Source organism: Blautia schinkii (assembly GCF_013304825.1).
Classification (GTDB): Bacteria; Bacillota; Clostridia; order Lachnospirales; family Lachnospiraceae; genus Blautia_A; species Blautia_A schinkii_B.
Genome location: NZ_JAAWUO010000001.1, coordinates 136463 through 156362 on the forward strand (window position 1 = coordinate 136463; position 19900 = coordinate 156362).

Genomic DNA, 19900 nt, shown 5'->3' on the forward strand with positions numbered 1-19900 from the left:
GATATGAAGAATATGAAAAACAAAACAACAAGAAATAATATGATCAACTACGGAATTGTCATTGTACTCTTTGTGATCGTACAGGCACTTTCCTCAACTGGAAATCTTTCCAGACTTCTTATGGGACTTCTTGTTCCCCTTTGTGTTTATACCATTGCATCAGTTTCCCTGAACCTGGTAGTCGGTTTTTCCGGTGAGCTGAGCCTTGGACATGCGGGCTTCATGTGCGTGGGAGCTTTTTCCAGTGCCCTGTTTTCACAGGTTGCTGCAGACTCCATTCCGCAGGTTCCTCGCTTTATCCTTGCAATCCTTGTAGGTGCAGCAGTTGCAGCACTGTTCGGTGTGATCATCGGTATTCCGGTACTTCGTCTCCGCGGTGACTACCTGGCTATTGTTACACTGGCTTTTGGTGAGATCATCAAGAACCTGATCAATGTACTTTACATTGGCGTGGATGACAAAGGACTTCACGTTGCAACAAGTGCAGCCGGTCTTCATCTGGAAGCCGGCGGAAAGCAGATCTTAAAAGGCGCTCTTGGTATTTCGGGAACAGCAACTCTTTATAAAGATATCAAGAATTACTTTTTCCTGATCGGCGTGATCCTGCTTCTTCTCACATTGTTTATTGTACAGAACCTTGTAAACTCCAGAAGCGGACGTGCTATTATGTCAACCAGGGATAACCGTATTGCAGCGGAGTCTGTAGGAATCAATATCACCAGATATAAGCTGCTGGCATTTACCATTTCTGCAGCCCTTGCAGGAGTTGCAGGTGTGCTGTATGCACATAACCTTTCTCTTCTTAAGGTTTCTGTATTCGATTACAATATGTCCATTCTGGTACTTGTGTATGTAGTACTTGGAGGAATCGGAAATATCAGAGGATCTATCATTGCAACAATTATCCTCTATGCACTGCCTGAGCTTCTCCGTGGATTCGCAAACTACCGTATGCTGATCTATGCTATCGTACTGATCATCATGATGCTCTTTAACTGGGCACCGGCGGCGAGAGACTGGAGAGCACGCATGGTAGAGAAATTTAAAGGCAAAAAAGAGAAAAAGGAGGTGGCCTGATCATGGCAATGCTGGAAGTAAATAATCTGTCTATCCAGTTCGGCGGTCTTCGTGCTGTTGACGGCTTTAACATGACCATTGAGAAAGGACAGCTCTATGGCCTCATCGGACCTAACGGAGCCGGTAAGACAACTGTATTCAACCTTCTCACAGGGGTATACAAACCAACAGAAGGAATCATCAAACTTGACGGCCAGGATATCACAGGAAAAAGCACCATTGAAATCAACAAGGCCGGAATCGCAAGAACCTTCCAGAACATCCGTCTTTTCAAGGATATGCCTGTTCTTGACAATGTAAAAGTAGGACTTCACAATCATCATCCATACTCCACACTGACCGGGATCTTAAGACTGCCGAAATACTATAAGGTGGAAAAAGAGATGAACGAGAGAGCGATGGAGATCCTGAAGGTTTTTGACCTGGATAAAGAAGCTGACACATTGGCCGGCAACCTGCCTTATGGTAAACAGCGTAAGCTTGAGATCGCCAGAGCACTTGCCACAGAGCCGAAGCTTCTTCTTCTGGATGAGCCGGCAGCCGGTATGAATCCTAATGAGACACAGGAACTGATGGATACTATCCGTTTTGTGCGTGAGCATTTTGATATGACAGTGCTTCTTATTGAGCATGATATGAAACTGGTTGGCGGCATCTGTGAGGAACTGACTGTTCTGAATTTCGGTCAGGTACTGATCCAGGGTGAGACATCCACAGTACTGAAAGACCCGACTGTTATTACTGCATATCTGGGAGAATAAGGAGGACGAGACAATGGCAATGTTGGAAGTAAAAGACCTCCAGGTTTACTATGGTGTGATCCAGGCCCTGAAGGGAATTTCTTTTCATGTAAATCAGGGAGAGGTTATTGCGCTGATCGGTGCCAATGGCGCCGGAAAGACAACCACACTTCAGACACTTACCGGAATTCTTTCTCCGAAGTCCGGAAGCATTGTGTTTGAGGGAAAAGACCTCACAAGAACACCAGCCCATAAGATCGTAGAAATGGGAATGGCACACGTTCCGGAAGGAAGACGAGTATTTGCGGATATGTCCGTTTATGAGAATCTTCTTCTTGGAGCTTACACAAGAAAAGACAAGGCAGAGATCGCAGAGAGCCTTGCCGGTGTATACAAGAGATTTCCGCGTCTGGAAGAACGTAAAGGACAGCGTGCAGGAACTCTTTCCGGTGGTGAGCAGCAGATGCTTGCCATGGGGCGTGCACTGATGAGCAAACCGAGGATCATCCTGATGGATGAGCCGTCCATGGGTCTGTCACCAATCTTTGTAAATGAGATTTTTGATATCATCCGTGAGGTAAGCGAAAGCGGTACAACCGTACTTCTTGTTGAGCAGAATGCGAAGAAAGCACTTTCTATTGCTGATCGTGCTTATGTTCTTGAGACGGGAAGCATCACCATGGATGGAAAGGCCCAGGATCTTCTGAATGACGAAGCTGTTCAGAAGGCATATCTTGGAGAGTAGGGGGAAGATCATGGATAATTTCGTAATTACCATTGCAAGACAGTATGGAAGCGGCGGACGTACCATCGGAGAGAAGCTTGCAAAGAAATTAGGGATTTCTTACTATGATAAGGATATCATTCGTATGGCATCCGATGAGAGCGGTATCCGCCAGGAGCTTTTTGGACGGGCAGATGAAAATGTCAGCACCAAGCAGAGATTTTTTGCAAAGTCCGGAATCTACAAGGGTGAGCTGATCCCACCGCAGAGTAAGGCTTTCACATCCGATGAGAACCTGTTTAATTATCAGGCGAAGGTGATCCGTCATCTGGCAGAAACAGAGTCCTGTGTGATCATCGGACGTTGTGCAAACATGATCCTGAAAGATTATCCGAATGTTCTCCGTGTGTTTGTTTACGGAGACTGGGATTTCCGTATCCGTGAGGCAAGTAAGAAGCTCAGCGGAACTACAAAGGATATTGAGAAATTCATGCAGAAGGATGACAAGCGTAAAGAAGATTTCTGCAAACGTTTCATGGGTGTTGACTGGGCAGACATGACGAAATATAATCTGTGCCTGGATAACGGTACCCTTGGTTATGAGAAATGTGTGGAGGAGATCGAGAGCGCACTTGAGATCCTGAAGAAATAAGACATATATCAGAGAATATTCCCCGGGAAAGAAGAGCAGAAAGTCTTTTCCCGGGGATTTTTTCATATATTGTGGAAAAGTATATTTGATCCGGCGGGAAATATGGATAAGCGAAAAAAATATTTCTGTGTAATGGCAGTGGTACTGATCCTGCTCAGCGGATATGGAAAAATCTCAGACAGTGCATTTCGGATGCAGATGGCCAGAATGATCGCCGGTAAGGGGATGCTCCGGCTGGTGGTGGCGCAGTACGGAAAAAAAGAAGCAGAATCGGTGGCGGAGACAGCCTCTGACAGGAGTGAAAAAGAGGATCGTCCACGTGCGGCTCTTACCTTTGATGACGGACCTCATGCAACATATACACCGCTGCTTCTGGATGGTCTGCGGAAGCGGGGGATCCATGCCACATTTTTTCTTATGGGGAAAAATATCCGGGGAAATGAGGAAATCGTAACGCAGATGCAGAGAGACGGCCATCTCATCGGCAATCACACCTATGATCACGTACAGCTTGATAAGCTTCCCAATGATCAGGCCTGCCAGCAGATCATAAAGACAAATAATGAGATCTATGAGATTACAGGAGAGTATCCCATGTATCTTCGTCCGCCCTATGGAGCCTGGCCGAAGGATCTGGAGCTCTGTGTTACCATGCTGCCTGTATTCTGGGATGTGGATACTCTGGACTGGAAATCGAAGAATGTGCAGTCTGTGGAAAATATCGTTCAGCGGGAAGTGAAGGATGGCTCCATTATTCTGATGCATGACAGCTTTTCAAGTTCAGTAGAAGCAGCATTGCAGATTGCAGACATGCTCACAGAGCAAGGGTATGATCTGGTGACTGCGGATGAGCTGCTGGTGATGTAGAATTGCAGCGCGAAATCACGTAAAGCAGGATTTTCGTATATCGCGAAGCATGTTGCTGAGAACAGAGGGAACAGTAACACGTGGTAACATGCCGGCAGTGCAGACTTCAGGAAACGATTGCTTTTTTTTATATAAGCAGGTAATATTAAGAATAAAGAACTTATCAGCAGCTGTATTTATATGGCGGTTTTCAGACAGAACAGGGGTGCAGCAGACCCCTTATTTGTATCAGGAGAGAATAATATGGATTTATTTGAATATGCGAAATCAAAAACTCTGGATCAGGAATCCCCGCTTGCATCCAGACTGCGCCCGAGAACTCTGGATGAGGTGGTAGGGCAGCAGCATATCGTGGGAAAAGATAAATTGCTGTATCGCGCCATTAAAGCCGATAAACTGACTTCAGTTATTTTTTACGGCCCTCCGGGAACAGGAAAGACTACACTGGCAAAAGTTATCGCCAATACCACAAGCGCGAATTTCACCCAGATTAACGCAACGGTAGCAGGCAAGAAAGACATGGAAGCTGTAGTGAAGCAGGCCCAGGATGATCTTGGCATGTATGGAAAGAAAACGATCCTTTTTATCGATGAGATCCATCGTTTCAACAAAGGCCAGCAGGATTATCTCCTTCCTTTTGTGGAGGACGGAACCATCATACTTATCGGAGCTACAACTGAGAATCCATATTTTGAGGTAAACGGCGCGCTCCTTTCCAGATCTATCATCTTTGAGCTGAAGGCTCTGGAGATCCCGGAAGTGAAGGAACTGATCAGGCGGGCAGTGAACGATCCGGAAAGAGGAATGGGGAGTTATGATGCTGTGATTGATGAGGATGCCCTGGAGTTTCTGGCAGATATGGCAGGAGGAGACGCCAGAAGCGCCTTAAACGCCGTAGAACTGGGAATCCTTACAACACCCAGGTCAGAGGACGGGAAGATCCATCTGACCATTGACGTGGCTTCTGAGTGCATTCAGAAGCGTGTGGTGCGTTATGATAAGAACGGTGACAATCATTATGATATTATTTCTGCATTTATTAAAAGCATGCGTGGCTCAGACCCGGATGCGGCAGTTTATTATCTGGCAAAAATGCTTTACGCAGGGGAAGATGTGAAGTTTATTGCAAGAAGGATCATGATACTGGCCTCCGAGGATATCGGAAATGCAGATCCACAGGCTCTCTGCGTGGCAGCAGCAGCGGCACAGGCTGTGGAGCGGGTAGGGATGCCGGAATCCCAGATCATCCTTTCCCAGGCTGTTACCTACATGGCCTGTGCACCGAAGAGCAATTCTGCAGTGAATGCCATTCAGGAGGCCATGCGCTGTGTAAAGGCGAAGAAGACCACAGTTCCTGTGCATCTCCAGGATGCCCATTATGGCGGACACGAAAGCCTCGGACATGGCATCGGCTACAAATACGCCCACAATTATCGAAATCATTATGTAAATCAGCAGTATCTACCATCTGAGATCGAAGGAGAACATTTCTATGAACTCAGTGATATGGGATATGAGAAAAAATTAAAAGAACACATGAAGAAGATACATGATGAAGCAGAATAAGAGACAGAGAGGGTAGTCTTGATTTATGAAAAAAATGGAGGAGCTTTCTTAAAGAAGCTCCTCCATTATTTTGTCGTAAACGTTCTGATATTTGTAGGGCCAGCTCTCACATACAGACTGTGCAGCAGCCAGATTGGGAACATTGATGCTCAGGTCAACCATATTGACATCGTTCTCAATAATACGGCAGCGCACGGAATAACTTCCCTCTTTGGTAGGATAGTAGTCAGCAGGTGTGAGAAGATGTTCCTCAATCTTGCAGTGCAGGGTATTGAGATATTCTTCCACTTCTTTCTTTATATCAGAAGAGAGTTCCCTGGAAAAATATTTCAAGGTATTCCGTCCTTCACCGGTCAGTCGGTAGTAGGAACGGTTGGATTGGGAAGACATCTCAATCAGATCTGCCTCTACAAGCTCGGAAATAGCCTGCTGAAGCTGGAAATAATTGGTATATTTCCTGTCCAGGATAAAATCAGTGATCTGTGAGTTGGTGAGATCCCCTTCGGAATTCTGTAGCATATATAAGATAATAAGCTTGTATGTTGTAAAAGGTGATGCCATAAGAATCCTCCTTTTTACTGGCTGAGGGAAAGAGCTTCGAGGGCTTTTCCCTGAAAACTTTCGCGCTCCTTCATTCTGTGGTGAAGAAGATTTAAAACTTCGCGCTTGCGGCTGGCCCATAAAGGTGCAATAAGCAGATCTTTCGGACCATCTCCGGTTACGCGGTGAATGACAATATCCTGCCGTAAATGTTCCAGACAGTGGATCACAAGATCCAGGTATTCTTCCCTGTCATATGTCCGGAAAAGCCCTGCTTCATAATCTCCGGCAAGATCTGTGCCCTTAAGCACGTGGAGAAGCTGGAGCTTGATCCCCTGGATATCCATTTGATCCAGGTAGGAAATGGTTTCCAGAATGTCGTCAGGATTTTCGCCTGGAAGCCCCAGAATCGTGTGGACGACCACTTCGATCCCTCCTGCCCGAAGCCTGTTTACTGCATCATCAAAGCAGGAAAGCGAATAACCGCGCCGGATGTATCTGGCTGTTTTTTCATGGATGGTCTGAAGCCCCAGTTCGACCCACACAGGTTTGATCTGATTAAGAGAATAAAGAAGCTCCATCACATCATCGCCCAGACAGTCAGGCCTTGTTCCGATGGACAGTGCCACGATATCCGGGTGAGAGATCGCTTCTGTAAAAATTTTCTTAAGATATTCCACAGGAGCGTAAGTATTTGTATATGCCTGGAAATAGGCGATATATTTATGAATCGGTCTTTTGGAAGAAAGGCTTGCGATCTGGGTGTCGATCTGTTCCGTGATAGAAAGAGATGCGCTTGCAGCAAAATCACCGCTTCCTCCCTGGCTGCAGAAAATGCAGCCTTTTTTTCCAAGGGTGCCGTCACGGTTAGGGCAGGACATGCCTCCGTTCAGGGCTACCCGGTAGACCTTCTCACCGTACCGTTCCCGGAGCATGTAGTCCAGGGAATGATACGGTTTATCGTTCCAGCGTTTCATCATGCCTGATCAGGCTCGTTCTTTGGTGCTTCTTCATCAGCTGGTATGTAGTTATCAAAAATCTTAACAAAGATCTTCGATTTCCAGTAAGCCAGTGTTGAGAATCCCATCAGCACAAAAAGCATGATCAGGATAGATGTCACCTGTGCGAAGCTCACATAAGCGAAAAGCCACAGAAGCAAAATCGGTGATGCTGAGATCACAAGCATCAGGGCCGTCTGCGGAAGGTGACGGATCGACATCAGAAATGAGTTCACAAAAGTATTTTTGATGGAGTTGAAAAACTTGGCAAGGATCGGATAAATGTACAGAAGGATCAGCGCATAGATAATAGCGAATGCGATAAATAATGTGAAAAGACCCTTGTACAGCATTCCGCTTCCGCCTTTTGCGATTCGAAGATCGATAAACAGGACTGCACCTGTGAGCAGCAGGATTACATTAATGATGGTGGCCTGTTTAAAATTCTGTTTGAAGGAGCGGAAAAAGCTTCGGATAATATAGGATTCTTCGTCTCTTGCCATCTTCAGTGTGACGTAGTAAAGTGCTGTGATGGAAGCTCCGGCCGTAACGATCGGAATACAGCAGAGAATGCAGAGGATATTCAGAAGAATAAGGTCTGCCACACGTCCCATGAACACGAAGAACTTATTGTCCATGTTAAAAAAACGGTTCATTTGGTAAGTCTCCTTTTCTTTCTTTTCTTTTTGAAGATATTATTTTAAGTATAACCAATCAGAGCAGAAAAAGCAAACCCCAAATAGATTAGATGAAGATTGGACGAATAAGAGCAAGTGTCCGCCATACAAAGACAATTTAATGAAATAGTTTATTAAATTTCCGTAAAAGGCTTGCTTATCACGATTTAGAGTGTTAAAATATCAGTATTATATCAGATGAAAAACTATGTAATCTAAAGGAGCGTAACAATGAGTAAAAAAATCAGGACGGAGGCCGTGGATCACCTGTTTGAAGCGATCCTGTGCCTGAAGGATAAAGAAGAGTGCTATACATTTTTTGAGGATGTTTGTACCATCAATGAGCTGCTTTCATTATCTCAGCGCTTCGAAGTAGCGAAGATGCTCACTGACAAGCGTACATACCTTGATATCTCAGAGAAGACAGGGGCTTCCACAGCTACGATCAGCCGTGTGAACCGTTCTCTGAATTATGGAAATGACGGGTATGAGATGGTATTTGCACGTATGAAAAAGAACGATGAAGAGAAGAACGATAAAGCAGAGTAATGTATGTCGGCTGTAACAGCGACAGCAGAGACTGCGATAACGTAAAAAAGAGACAGGCGTGATGGTCTGTCTCTTTTCTTCTTTATTTCTCTTTTTTGGATGTGCCATCGCCTTTGGATGAGTTCATATGATCGATCATGTTCTCAATGATCATCTTTTTCATGTAAACGTCAAAACTTAAAAGGCAGATGAAAGAAAACTGATGAAGAAATTCCCTGTCCTCCGGATCTGCGTCTTCGAAGATCTCACCTGCACTCTTGAAGCGGCGCATGAGATCTTTTTCCAGATAGCGGATCTGTGTCTGTTCCATGCTGAAAACTTCCTGGTAGATGTAAGTCATGTCCTTCTCTGTCATGGATTTAAAATATTTCTCCGTGATAGGTCCGAGAAGAGTCTGGATATCGCTGATGGAAAGGATATTCTTAAAATAGTAGATAAAGATCAGCATCAGCAGATGCTCACGGGAGTAACGCTTCTTCTCAGGCGGCGGGAGAAGCTTGTTCTTCGCGTAATTGTTGATCATGGTCTTGGTCAGGATCTTGTCATCCTCGTGACGCTTGGTGGAAGCAAGATTCTCTTCCATAAAAGTTGTCACCTGATCCATGTACAGATTGATATTCGGAATCTCATCAGGTTTTATATAATCAAGTTCAGCAATTTTTGCAAAAATGCTGTTCATCATCTCTTTTTCATTATTTGTCATCGTATTATCACCTCTGCTCCCTATTATATAGTTTTAAATACTACTTGTAAAGAAACTTTTTTTACCGGAAAAAGGAATTTGATGTTGTGGGTTTACCATGGGGAAAAGTCATGATAGTATATAGATACTGTTCATATGGAAAAAGAAATGGAGATTAAAATGAGTATACATGAAGCTTTGGATACATTAAATCCCATGCAGAGGGAAGCTGCCGTACATACAGAGGGACCGCTTCTTATCCTTGCAGGAGCAGGTTCCGGCAAGACAAGAGTGCTGACCCACAGGATCGCCTACTTAATGGAAGAAAAAGAGGTTAATCCATGGAATATCCTGGCCATCACCTTTACCAACAAGGCTGCCGGTGAGATGCGTGAGCGTGTGAACAAGATTGCCGGAATGGGCGCAGAGAGTGTCTGGGTTTCCACTTTTCATTCCGCATGCGTCAGGATTCTTCGCAGACATATCGAGGTGCTTGGATTCAGCAGTAATTTTACAATCTATGATGCAGACGACCAGAAGACTGTCATGAAGGAAATTTTCCGGAAGTTCAATATCAATACGAAGATTTATAAAGAGAGAGCTGTGCTTGGCGAGATCTCTCATGCCAAAGATGAGCTGATCACTCCGGAGGAGATGGAACTGAACGCAGGAAGTGACCCGGATGCACGGAAAATCGCAGGAATGTACAAGGAATATCAGTCCATTCTCCGCGGAAACAATGCCCTGGATTTTGATGACCTGATCGTGAAGACTGTGGAGCTTTTTCAGCATAATCCGGACATCCTGGATTATTATCAGGAGCGTTTCCGCTATATCATGGTAGATGAGTATCAGGATACAAACACAGCACAGTTTAAATTTGTAAGCCTTCTTGCTGGGAAATACAAGAATCTCTGCGTTGTAGGTGATGATGATCAGTCCATTTACCGTTTCCGCGGAGCTAATATAGGGAACATTCTGGGCTTTGAAAAGGTTTTCCCGGAAGCAAAGGTAGTGCGCCTGGAGCAGAATTACCGTTCTACCCAGAATATCCTTAACGCAGCCAATGAGGTGATCGTCCACAATACAGAGCGTAAGGAAAAAACTCTCTGGACAGAGAACGAAGAGGGGGATAAAGTCCATTTCCGTCAGTTCAACAATGGTTTCGAGGAAGCGGAGTATGTAACCGGTGAGATCATGCAGGGACGCAGGAGCGGCAGATTCCAGTACAAGGACTGTGCGGTACTTTACAGAACCAATGCCCAGTCACGTCTTTTTGAGGAAAAATTCCTCCTGGCGAATGTTCCTTACAAGATCGTTGGTGGGGTTAATTTCTATGCGCGCAAGGAGATCAAGGATCTTTTGAGTTACCTCAAGACTATTGATAATGCAAGTGATGATCTTGCAGTGCGCAGAATCTTAAATGTGCCGAAGCGTGGAATCGGAGCTACCAGTATCGGTCGTGTCCAGGATTATGCGGACAATATGAATTTAAGCTTCTATGATGCGCTCCGCGTGGTGGAGGAAGTGCCGTCCATTGGACGTGCTGCTTCCAAGATCAATGATTTTGTTTCCTTTATCCAGGGATTAAAGAGCAAGGCAGAGGCTTATACAGTCCGTGAAACCCTGGAAGAAGTTATTGAGATGACTGGTTATGTGAAGGAGCTTGAAGCTGAGAAAACAGAAGAAGCCCAGGCAAGGATCGAAAATATCGATGAGCTGATATCCAAGACAGAATCTTTCCAGGAAGCCATGGAAGAAGCCGGACAGCAGGCTACACTTTCAGCTTTTCTGGAGGAGATCGCGCTGGTGGCTGATATTGATTCTGTTGACCCGGATCAGGATTATGTACTTCTTATGACGCTCCACAGTGCCAAAGGTCTGGAGTTTCCAAATGTATTTATGGTGGGAATGGAGGATGGAGTTTTCCCGGGATATGCGTCTATCTGGTCAGGAGATCCTTCTGATATTGAAGAGGAGAGAAGACTCTGCTATGTAGGAATCACAAGAGCCATGAAGAACCTGACGCTTACCTGTGCAAGGCAGAGGATGATCCGTGGTGAGACACAGTATAATAAAGTATCACGTTTTGTGAGGGAGGTACCGCGGGAGCTGGTAGATCTGGGACATACCATTCAGGAGAAAAAGCCGCAGGTAGAGAACATCATGTCGCCAAAGAGTGCCTATGCCCAGATGAAAATGAATTTCCAGGCAAAAAGCAGTCTGCAGAAGAAGGATTTTACAGTTACCAAGGCTTCCAGTCTGGACTACGGCGTGGGAGATACGGTACGCCATGTGAAATTCGGTGTTGGTATCGTGAAGAATATTACCGAAGGCGGAAGAGATTACGAGGTTACGGTTGACTTCGATAAAGTCGGTGTAAAGAAGATGTTCGCCGGTTTTGCCAAGCTGAAAAAGATCTGAGAGGGATCTCTCCGGGCAGACTATTTCTGCAAAAAACTGTAAAAATCCGGCCTCAAGGTTGTAATTGGAAAACCGGTATGCTAGAATTAGTATCAGCGTAATTGAATTGCTGTGAAGTGAACAGTATCACCGGCACATATGCTGCCGGATACTGTGAGAGGGAATCGGGTAAAAAGCCTGAGCGGTTGCGGCCACTGTATACAGAAGAAGGGATTTCACATGCCATTGCAGAAACTCATGTGAGAAGGCGAAATCCCGATGTCAGAGAGATTCTGGAGAAAATTCTGATACATCATTCATGATCGGTTAAAAGATGAATGGTGTATCAGTTTTTATTTTGCGGAGTTTTTTCTGAGTCTGTAAGTCAGGAAACCTGCTTGACAGTATGTAAGTGGGAGCTTCCGTACAAAGTGTTCCGTGCAGATTTTATGAAGCCCCATCTTTTCGGTTACCCATAGGCAACAGGAGATAAAACAGGCAAAAAGAGAGGAAATGAAATGAAAAACAAGTATGTATCCACAAGAATCATGGCAATGGTAATGGCAGCGGCAATGACCGTATCTGCAGCTCCGGCTGTTTATGCCGCAGAGAGAGCAGACTCCGAGACCATCAAGGAAGACAACCAGCCGGCAGCAGAAGACAGTACAGAGTCTGCAGACACCGAAGATTCTTCCGCAGAGGCAACCAAGACAGAATATCCTCTGACCATCACAACCTATGATTACGATGGAAACGAAATCGAAACCACTTATGAAAAAGCACCGGAAAAAGTCCTTGCTGTATATCAGGGAAGCATTGAGACTATGCTCGCACTTGGTCTGGAAGACCACCTGGTAGCTACCGCAGGTCTTGATAATGAAGTTCCGGAAGATCTCAAAGAAGCATTCTCAAAAACAAATTATCTTGACGAATTTACCCCATCCCTTGAAACTGTAACAATGCTGGAGCCGGACATGATCTTATCCTGGAGCTCTCTTTTCTCTGATAAGAATCTGGGAAATGTAACAGACTGGATCGACAAAGGCTGCAACACCTACTACAACACCAATACTCGTCCGGACGGCGACAGAACACTGGAAAATGAATTCACAGATATCTTAAATATCGGAAAGATCTTCGATGTACAGGACAAAGCGCAGGCTATCGTTGATGATGCAAAAGCAGTGATCGACAAAACTCTTACTGCAACTGCAGATGTAAAAGACAAACCAAGCGTAATGGTATTGGAGCCTCTTGGAGATGACATCACAAACTATGGCGTAAAGAGCCTTGGCGGAGATATGGTAACACAGTTAGGCGCAACTCTTGCAAACCCGGATGCTTCCACCGTTGGAAAAGAGGATATCATCGCAGCCAACCCTGACGTGATCTTTGTGGTTTACATGCCATATGCAGGAGATGATCCGGAAACTGTTAAGAACAGCCAGCTTGCAGTGATCCAGGATGATGAGTCCCTGAAGAGCCTTGACGCAGTAAAGAACGGACGTGTTTACCCGATCATGCTCAGTGAGATGTATGCAAGTGCAACACGTACCCAGGACGGAATCGAAACTTTTGCAAAGGGATTATATCCGGACGTAAATCTTGACTGATCGGAGAAAATGCAGTGAAAGAAACAGCTTCACAGAGAAAAAAAGATAAGGTGCTCAGAACATCCATGTATGTGGCAGTTCTCATCGGACTTGCAGGATTCCTTATTTTTTCCATACTTGCAGCCATCACTTTTGGAAATGCGGATCTGTCACTGAAGGATGTATACAGCGTTATCGCTTATAAATTGTTTCATATAAAAAGTCTGTCCGCCTATGCGGAAGGCGCAGTTCATGATGTTGTGTGGCTGATCCGGCTGCCTAGAGTCCTTCTGGCTCTGGCAGTTGGAATGTCTCTTTCCGTGTGCGGCGTGGTGATGCAGGCTATCGTGCAGAACCCGCTGGCAGACCCGTATGTGCTGGGTATCTCATCTGGTGCATCTCTGGGTGCCACACTGGCCATCATGCTTGGAATCGGAAGCTTTCTTGGCGGAAACTCTGTGGGAATCACAGCTTTCATTGGCGCGATGATCACTTCTTTTGCGGTGATCGCCATTGCAAACATGGGTGGAAAGGCAACTTCCGCAAAACTGATCCTTGCGGGAATGGCGGTCAGCGCAGTCTGTTCTGCTTTTTCCAATTTTGTCATTTATATTACCAATGACAAAAATGCGGCAACAGAAGTTATGAAGTGGAGCATGGGAAGTCTTGCCGGAGCAAGCTGGACCAGAGTGGGTGTAATGCTTCCGGTTACGCTGGTGTGCGTGGCTGTTTTCTGGACGCAGTACCGGAACCTGAATCTGATGCTTCTGGGAGATGACGTATCCATTACCCTTGGAACAGATCTGCACAGACTGCGGACTTTTTATCTGATCGTTGCTTCTGTTATGATCGGATTTGCCGTGTACTGTGCCGGTGTGATCGGATTTGTGGGACTGGTGATCCCTCATGTGGTCCGGATCCTTTTTGGAACAGATCACAGAAAACTGCTCCCCTTAAGTGCGCTTCTTGGTGCATCGTTTCTGATCTGGTGCGATGTGGCATGTCGTGTGATCCTTAAAAATTCCGAGATGCCCATCGGTGTGCTGGTATCCATTATCGGTGCTCCCTGCTTTATTTATCTGCTTGTGCGGAAATCCTATGGATTCGGAGGTGCCCGGTAATGAAGATCACCACAGAAAATATTCAGGTTGGCTTTCACGCCAGACAGATCCTGAAGGGAATCTCCATGGAATCCCAGGATAAGGAACTGGTAGGAATCATCGGACCAAACGGAAGCGGAAAATCCACTTTGCTGAAATGCATTTACCGTATTCTGAAACCAGACGCAGGAGCCGTGTATCTGGACGGCGAGGAGCTTCATTCCATGAGTGTTCGAAGCTCTGCGAAAAAAATGGCCGTGGTGGCACAGCACAATTATTATAATTTTGATTTTACGGTCCGCGAGGTGGTTCTTATGGGGCGTGCGCCTCATAAAAAGACTCTGGAACGGGACAATGCAAAAGATTACCAGATCGTGGATGAAGCGCTGAAAACCGTACAGATGGAGGCGTTTGCAGACCGTACCTTTTCCACTCTTTCCGGAGGAGAGCAGCAGAGGGTGATCCTGGCAAGAGCACTTGCCCAGCAGACCTCTGCACTGATTCTGGATGAGCCTACCAATCATCTGGACATTACCCACCAGATCATGCTGATGGAGTTGGTGAAAAAACTTAATGTAACCGTGATCTCCGCTATTCACGATCTGAATATTGCAGCAGCATACTGTGATAAGATCTATGTACTGAAGGACGGAGTTCTGGAAGGTTACGGAACGCCGGAAGAAGTCTTGACCCCGGAGCTGATCCGCAGGATCTATAAAGTAGAAGCGGAGATCGTTTACGACAGCCGCGGAAAGATGCATATTTTGTTTTTATGATTCTGGCTGTGAGGCGGGATGCATAGAGGGAAAAAGATGAAAAAGATCGGGATTTTGACATGCCTTAATTCTAATGATGTGTGTACCAGGGCAGGATGTCTGTCTGCATTTCGGGAAAGAAGAGATTTTTTTTCCGGCTATCCGGAAGATACGATTCTGGCAGCTGTGATGACATGCAACGGATGCAAAGAAACCAATGAAAAAGAACCTGCTGAAGATGAGGGGATTTTGGAAAAGGCAGACCGGCTGGTCAGTGAAAAGATCAGCGTCATCCATGTCGGGGTATGCCGTCTGAATGAGGAAAAAAAGGAATGTCCGCGGATAACACAGATCTGCGGTCTGATAGAAGAACGCGGGATCAAAGTGATCCGAGGAACCCATAAAGAATAAGAGAAAACCGCCGTATCTTTCCGGAAATGCCAGAAATACGGCGATTTTTTTACAGAATGTTTCTGCGAAAATTTGTGTAAGTTCTGGTAAAACCAGACATATGGTGGTATAATAAGGACATTAAAAAAGGCTCGGGTGCAGCGACCTCAAAAAACGCTGCGCTGTAGATTTACTGACAGAAAGTACAGCCGAACAGAAAGAAAGGATGGTGCAGTGTTATGAATTTCAATACAACAAAACTTGAAGAGCTGCTTGCAACATTGAAGAAGAAAGAAGAAGAGAAAGACAAGAACACAGTCCTTTGGGTACTGGCGATCATCGGTGCAGTTGCAGCTGTTGCAGGTATTGCATTTGCAGTATACCGTTTCTTCGCTCCGGATTATCTGGAAGATTTCGAAGAGGATTTTGATGATGATTTCGATGATTATTTCGAGGATGAGGAAGAGTAAGAACTTTCGCTGCAGAGGCTGTTTTGAGCAGAGCAGAATGGCTGTCTGTTATGTATGAATATGAGAAGCGGATAATTGAAGCCCCGGCGCGATACCGGGGCTTGATTTTTGAAGACGGACCGTGAAACGCTGGCGTTCATGAGCAGACAGTAAAGAGGATCCTGAATGTTCGAATTATTGTCTGCTGGTTATAAAACAGAAAGAGGATTTATGAAAAAAGGTGAAATTTACGAAGGTATTATAGAAAAAGTGGAATTTCCAAACAAAGGTTTTGTTTGGGTTGATGACCAGAAAGTAATTGTAAAAAACGGAATCCCGGGACAGAAAGTCCGGTTTATGATCAATAAGAAACGTTCCGGCCGGGCGGAAGGACGTCTTCTGGAGGTCCTGGAGAAATCTCCCCTGGAAACAAGAGAACCTGCCTGTCAGGAGTTTCCGGCATGCGGCGGCTGTATGTACCAGACCATGAGCTATGAGGCACAGAAGGAGATGAAGGAGCGTCAGGTGAGAGAACTTCTGGATGGGGCAGTAAGAGAGAGCCTGGCTAAGATCGGGAAGAACGGTGATGGGACAGAAGAAGCTGAGGCTACAGAGCATTTATATCACTGGGATGGGATCTACGGCAGTCCCATTGAGTTCGGGTACCGCAATAAGATGGAGTTTTCCTTTGGGGATGAGTATAAGGATGGGCCGCTGTCCCTTGGGCTTCATAAGAAGGGCAGCACTTACGATATCCTGAACACGGATGACTGTAAGCTGGTGCATCCGGATATGACGAAGATCCTTGTCTGTGTGCGGGAGTTTTTCCTGGAACGAAATGCCAGTTTTTATAAGAAGCTTCAGCATGTAGGATATCTCCGCCATCTTCTCATACGACGAGGTGTGACAAGCGGCGAGATCCTGGTGCATGTGGTAACGACTACCCAGGAAGAATATGATCTGGAGTCTCTGAAAGAGCAGCTTCTCACACTTCCGCTGGAAGGTAAGATCGTGGGAATCATGCACATTTTAAATGATTCTTTATCTGACGTGGTACAAAGCGATGAGACGAAGATCCTTTATGGAAAGGATTATTTCTATGAAGAACTTCTTGGGCTGAAATTTAAGATCAGTACATTTTCCTTCTTTCAGCCAAATTCCCTGGCTGCGGAGATCCTTTACTCCAAAGTGCGGGAATATGTAGGAGATACCAGAGATAAGGTGGTGTTTGATCTTTACAGCGGAACCGGCACCATTGCCCAGCTTGCGGCGTCCGTTGCCAGCGAGGTGATCGGTGTGGAGATCGTGGAAGATGCGGTAAAAGCCGCCAGAGAAAACGCTGCACTTAACAGCATCAATAACTGTCGTTTTATTGCCGGAGACGTGCTGAAGGTTCTGGACGAGGTGCCGGAGAAACCGGATATGATCATCCTTGATCCACCAAGAGATGGCGTTCACCCTAAAGCCCTTCCAAAGATCCTGGCTTACGGAGTAGACCAGATCGTATACATTTCCTGCAAGGTTACAAGCCTTGTGAGAGACCTTCCGGCATTTTATGAAGCCGGATACGAGATGACCAACGCCTGTGCAGTTGATCAGTTCTGTCAGGGAGTTCATGTGGAGACGGTCGTACTGCTTTCCCACAAAAAGCCAGACGGACATATCAACGTAAAAGTTGAGTTTGGCGAGGGTGAGGGAAAAGTTCCCCTTGATAATATTGCTAAAAGAGCGGAAAGCTATAAGCCCAAAGAACGAGTGACCTACAAAATGATAAAGGAGTACATAGAAGCTAAATACGGCTTCAAAGTACATACCACATATATCGCAGAGGTAAAGAGAGATTTAGGCTTGCCGATGTGTGATGCTCCTAATGCGGTAGAAGAATTGAAACAGCCGAGGAAGCATCCAACGGCAGAGAAAGTGGAAGCGATAAAGGATGCTTTGAGATATTATGGAGTTATTTAAAGTGATATCTATAATATTGGGTTAAAGGAGGAATTAGTTGAATAAAAGTCAAATTGTTGTGGCTATAGAGGGTATAGATGGATCAGGTAAAACAACATTAATTAATGAAATTTGTCGTTACTTTGGCGAAAAAAGTATAGTTTATAAACGAACTCATAAAGGAAAGTTTATAGATAGGATAGTGTCAAGTGCAATTATGCAGAAATTTTATATGTTGCAAGTTCCTATATATTTATTACTTAGTTACAAAAACTATATTTTATTTAAAATTAATAATAAAAGTAGAGATAAAATTATAATTATGGATAGATGTTTTTTAAGTAATATATGCTATTTCTATCCTAAAGCTTTAGAAAATAACAGGCTGTTGACAATATTACTTTTTTTTGAAGTAAAATTATTCCCACAGAAAGTATTTATACTTGATGTAGACCCCAAAAAGGGACAAATTAGAGATTCAAATAAAAAATCATTAAAATGGTTAAAGACTACTAAAAGTGCATATTTGAAAACTATTAATTCGAGCCTAGCTGAGTTTATGAACATCGAATTAATACCAGAAGAGTTGCCCATAGAAAAAAAGTGCAATGTTATTATAAATTACATAGAAGGAGAAAGAAAAAATGGTAATAGATAAGACAGGAATAATGAGCATTTTGCGTACTTCTGAGGAGGATTTAAAAAATCATATAGGTGAGGATAGCATTTTAATAACCACAATTTACGATGACTTTTCAATTGAACAAATAGGAAATGATTCAATAGACTTAAGAATTAATAATAAAGGTTATATTTTATCAAATGATTATCAGTTTGTTAATACTCTTTCGGATGAAAATTTTGAGAAATATTTTGAGGAAGTGCAATTAAATGCTGAAACTGGCTATGATTTAAAACCAGGAGCATTATTATTCGTCGATACCTTAGAAAGAATAAATTTGGTTGGTGATTTAATTGGTAGAATTAGTGGGAGGAGTACTTTTTCTCGTTTTGGATTATCGGTTCATTGTACACAAGAGAAATTTTCAAGTGGAATAAACTCAATTGCTGCTTTACAGATTAAAAATAATTCAAATACCGTATTAAAGATATTCCCATATCAAAAATTAGCGCAACTTATTGTTGAAAAGACAAATCACAATGAAAATCCATACAATGGCACATTCGCTTTGGAAGATAGATATAAATTGCCTGTAATTAAATCTAGCGATAGAAAGCAATATGATGAGAGAACTCAAGAGTGTATAAAGCGTTTAAAGCCAAAGAAAAAGTCTTTATTAGAGAGGAAAACTTCTTCAGCTAAATTAAATACCCTTTTCCAGTCAATTTTTGGTTTTGCAATAACTGTCGGAATTGGTATAATCGGTTTTATGGATAATAAAATGTGGGCAATTGTAATAATGGTAATTTTATCTGTTTTATATATAATAATGAGCTGGTATTTTTATAAAATCTCGGAAAAAAGTGAAAGGGAAAGATAAGATGAAAAAGAAATTACAAGACAAATTATTATTATATCCGTGCCCTATCTTGCTGATAACTTCAAAATTTGGTAATGAAGAAAATGTATTTACCGTTTCTTGGTCTGGTATAGCATGTTCTCATCCAGAATATATAACTATTTCAGTAAAACCAACAAGATTTTCATATAATCTTATATGCAATTCAGGATGTTTTACCGCAAATATTATTAACGAAAATCTTCTGGAAATAGCAGATTATTGTGGAACATTTTCGGGTAAAAATCATGATAAGTTTAGAGAATGTAATTTAACAAAAATTCCAGGAAAAATGATAGATGTTCCCTTAATACTAGAGTGTCCAATAAATATTGAATGTGAAGTAGAAAGAGTATTAGAGTTGGGAAGCCATCATTTAATAGTGGCAAGAGTAGTTGAAAAATTAGTTGATGAGCATATAAGTGGAACAAATTTACATGAGTCTTTAAACCCTGTAACATATTTTCGACCTAACTATTATTCATTGAATAAACAAATATTGGGAGTTTATGGTAAGACACATGATACAATATAAAGATGATTATTCTGATAATGTGTTTTTGAGTATAAATATTTTAAGTGAAAATTTAGAATTTTGATTATGACTACAAATTTATTCATAATTTTGTGGGACAAGGGATGTACGAGCGGTCTTACTACTGTATAAATATTGCC

Annotated in this window: 21 protein-coding genes and 1 riboswitch; of the genes, 17 read left to right on the forward strand and 4 right to left on the reverse strand. The window is 43.7% G+C overall.

Annotation, left to right across the window (positions count from 1 at the left end):
- Positions 1-3: 3 nt before the first annotated feature.
- From HFM85_RS00595 to HFM85_RS00620, 6 genes are all read left to right on the forward strand, one after another.
- Positions 4-1077, forward strand: a complete 1074-nt coding sequence (locus HFM85_RS00595) for a branched-chain amino acid ABC transporter permease (protein WP_173736804.1) — start codon at positions 4-6, stop codon at positions 1075-1077.
- Between the two features lie 2 nt (positions 1078-1079).
- Positions 1080-1838 carry an ABC transporter ATP-binding protein gene (locus HFM85_RS00600; protein WP_119239319.1) on the forward strand — a complete coding sequence of 253 codons (759 nt, stop codon included), beginning with the start codon at positions 1080-1082 and terminating at the stop codon, positions 1836-1838.
- A 13-nt stretch (positions 1839-1851) separates the two neighbouring features.
- Positions 1852-2562 carry an ABC transporter ATP-binding protein gene (locus HFM85_RS00605; RefSeq protein WP_119239318.1) on the forward strand — a complete coding sequence of 237 codons (711 nt, stop codon included), beginning with the start codon at positions 1852-1854 and terminating at the stop codon, positions 2560-2562.
- A gap of 10 nt (positions 2563-2572) precedes the next feature.
- Positions 2573-3193: a cytidylate kinase-like family protein gene (locus HFM85_RS00610; RefSeq protein ID WP_119239317.1), complete on the forward strand. Its 621-nt coding sequence runs from the start codon at positions 2573-2575 to the stop codon at positions 3191-3193.
- A 102-nt stretch (positions 3194-3295) separates the two neighbouring features.
- Positions 3296-4060 carry a polysaccharide deacetylase family protein gene (locus HFM85_RS00615; protein WP_173736805.1) on the forward strand — a complete coding sequence of 255 codons (765 nt, stop codon included), beginning with the start codon at positions 3296-3298 and terminating at the stop codon, positions 4058-4060.
- A gap of 243 nt (positions 4061-4303) precedes the next feature.
- Complete coding sequence (locus tag HFM85_RS00620; RefSeq protein WP_173736806.1) at positions 4304-5626, forward strand: replication-associated recombination protein A; 1323 nt, start codon at positions 4304-4306, stop codon at positions 5624-5626.
- A 48-nt stretch (positions 5627-5674) separates the two neighbouring features.
- On the opposite strand, the gene HFM85_RS00625 is transcribed toward HFM85_RS00620, so the two are convergent.
- The 3 genes from HFM85_RS00625 to HFM85_RS00635 are packed head-to-tail and all read right to left on the reverse strand — an operon-like array spanning position 5675 to position 7820.
- Positions 5675-6187, reverse strand: coding sequence for a DUF4364 family protein (locus HFM85_RS00625; RefSeq protein WP_173736807.1), 513 nt, complete (start codon positions 6185-6187; stop codon positions 5675-5677).
- Positions 6188-6201: 14 nt separating this feature from the next.
- Positions 6202-7143 (reverse strand): TIGR01212 family radical SAM protein, encoded by a 942-nt coding sequence (locus HFM85_RS00630; RefSeq protein ID WP_173736928.1) that lies wholly within the window; start codon positions 7141-7143, stop codon positions 6202-6204.
- Positions 7143-7820, reverse strand: a complete 678-nt coding sequence (locus tag HFM85_RS00635) for a YesL family protein (protein ID WP_173736808.1) — start codon at positions 7818-7820, stop codon at positions 7143-7145. Before HFM85_RS00635 ends, HFM85_RS00630 begins: the two co-directional genes overlap by 1 nt.
- Before the next feature lie 252 nt (positions 7821-8072).
- On the opposite strand from HFM85_RS00635, the gene HFM85_RS00640 reads away from it, so the two are divergent.
- Positions 8073-8390: a YerC/YecD family TrpR-related protein gene (locus HFM85_RS00640; RefSeq protein WP_173736809.1), complete on the forward strand. Its 318-nt coding sequence runs from the start codon at positions 8073-8075 to the stop codon at positions 8388-8390.
- A gap of 82 nt (positions 8391-8472) precedes the next feature.
- Here the strand turns inward: HFM85_RS00640 and HFM85_RS00645 are convergent, their stop codons facing one another.
- A complete protein-coding gene (locus HFM85_RS00645) occupies positions 8473-9093 on the reverse strand; it encodes a DUF1836 domain-containing protein (RefSeq protein WP_173736810.1) in 621 nt (206 codons plus the stop codon).
- Positions 9094-9252: 159 nt separating this feature from the next.
- On the opposite strand from HFM85_RS00645, the gene pcrA reads away from it, so the two are divergent.
- The 10 genes from pcrA (at position 9253) to HFM85_RS00695 (ending at position 19760) form a co-directional block, all read left to right on the forward strand.
- Positions 9253-11496: a DNA helicase PcrA gene (gene pcrA, locus HFM85_RS00650; RefSeq protein WP_173736811.1), complete on the forward strand. Its 2244-nt coding sequence runs from the start codon at positions 9253-9255 to the stop codon at positions 11494-11496.
- A 101-nt stretch (positions 11497-11597) separates the two neighbouring features.
- Positions 11598-11887: riboswitch (cobalamin riboswitch) on the forward strand.
- Positions 11888-11993: 106 nt separating this feature from the next.
- Entirely contained in the window at positions 11994-13088 is a 1095-nt protein-coding gene (locus HFM85_RS00655; RefSeq protein ID WP_021651660.1) for an ABC transporter substrate-binding protein, read from the forward strand.
- Positions 13089-13102: 14 nt separating this feature from the next.
- Positions 13103-14188, forward strand: a complete 1086-nt coding sequence (locus HFM85_RS00660) for a FecCD family ABC transporter permease (protein ID WP_330594660.1) — start codon at positions 13103-13105, stop codon at positions 14186-14188.
- Positions 14188-14943, forward strand: a complete 756-nt coding sequence (locus HFM85_RS00665) for an ABC transporter ATP-binding protein (protein WP_021651662.1) — start codon at positions 14188-14190, stop codon at positions 14941-14943. The genes HFM85_RS00660 and HFM85_RS00665 overlap by 1 nt, the downstream gene beginning before the upstream one ends.
- Positions 14944-14979: 36 nt before the next feature.
- Positions 14980-15333 carry a CGGC domain-containing protein gene (locus HFM85_RS00670; RefSeq protein WP_173736812.1) on the forward strand — a complete coding sequence of 118 codons (354 nt, stop codon included), beginning with the start codon at positions 14980-14982 and terminating at the stop codon, positions 15331-15333.
- 218 nt (positions 15334-15551) lie between these two features.
- Positions 15552-15782, forward strand: coding sequence for a hypothetical protein (locus HFM85_RS00675; RefSeq protein WP_173736813.1), 231 nt, complete (start codon positions 15552-15554; stop codon positions 15780-15782).
- 210 nt (positions 15783-15992) lie between these two features.
- Positions 15993-17726 carry a 23S rRNA (uracil(1939)-C(5))-methyltransferase RlmD gene (gene rlmD / locus HFM85_RS00680; RefSeq protein ID WP_173736814.1) on the forward strand — a complete coding sequence of 578 codons (1734 nt, stop codon included), beginning with the start codon at positions 15993-15995 and terminating at the stop codon, positions 17724-17726.
- Between the two features lie 37 nt (positions 17727-17763).
- Positions 17764-18363, forward strand: coding sequence for a nucleoside/nucleotide kinase family protein (locus HFM85_RS00685; RefSeq protein ID WP_173736815.1), 600 nt, complete (start codon positions 17764-17766; stop codon positions 18361-18363).
- Positions 18350-19207 carry a dCTP deaminase gene (locus HFM85_RS00690; RefSeq protein WP_173736816.1) on the forward strand — a complete coding sequence of 286 codons (858 nt, stop codon included), beginning with the start codon at positions 18350-18352 and terminating at the stop codon, positions 19205-19207. The genes HFM85_RS00685 and HFM85_RS00690 overlap by 14 nt, the downstream gene beginning before the upstream one ends.
- A gap of 1 nt (position 19208) precedes the next feature.
- Complete coding sequence (locus tag HFM85_RS00695) at positions 19209-19760, forward strand: flavin reductase family protein (protein WP_173736817.1); 552 nt, start codon at positions 19209-19211, stop codon at positions 19758-19760.
- The last annotated feature ends 140 nt before the right edge of the window (positions 19761-19900 follow it).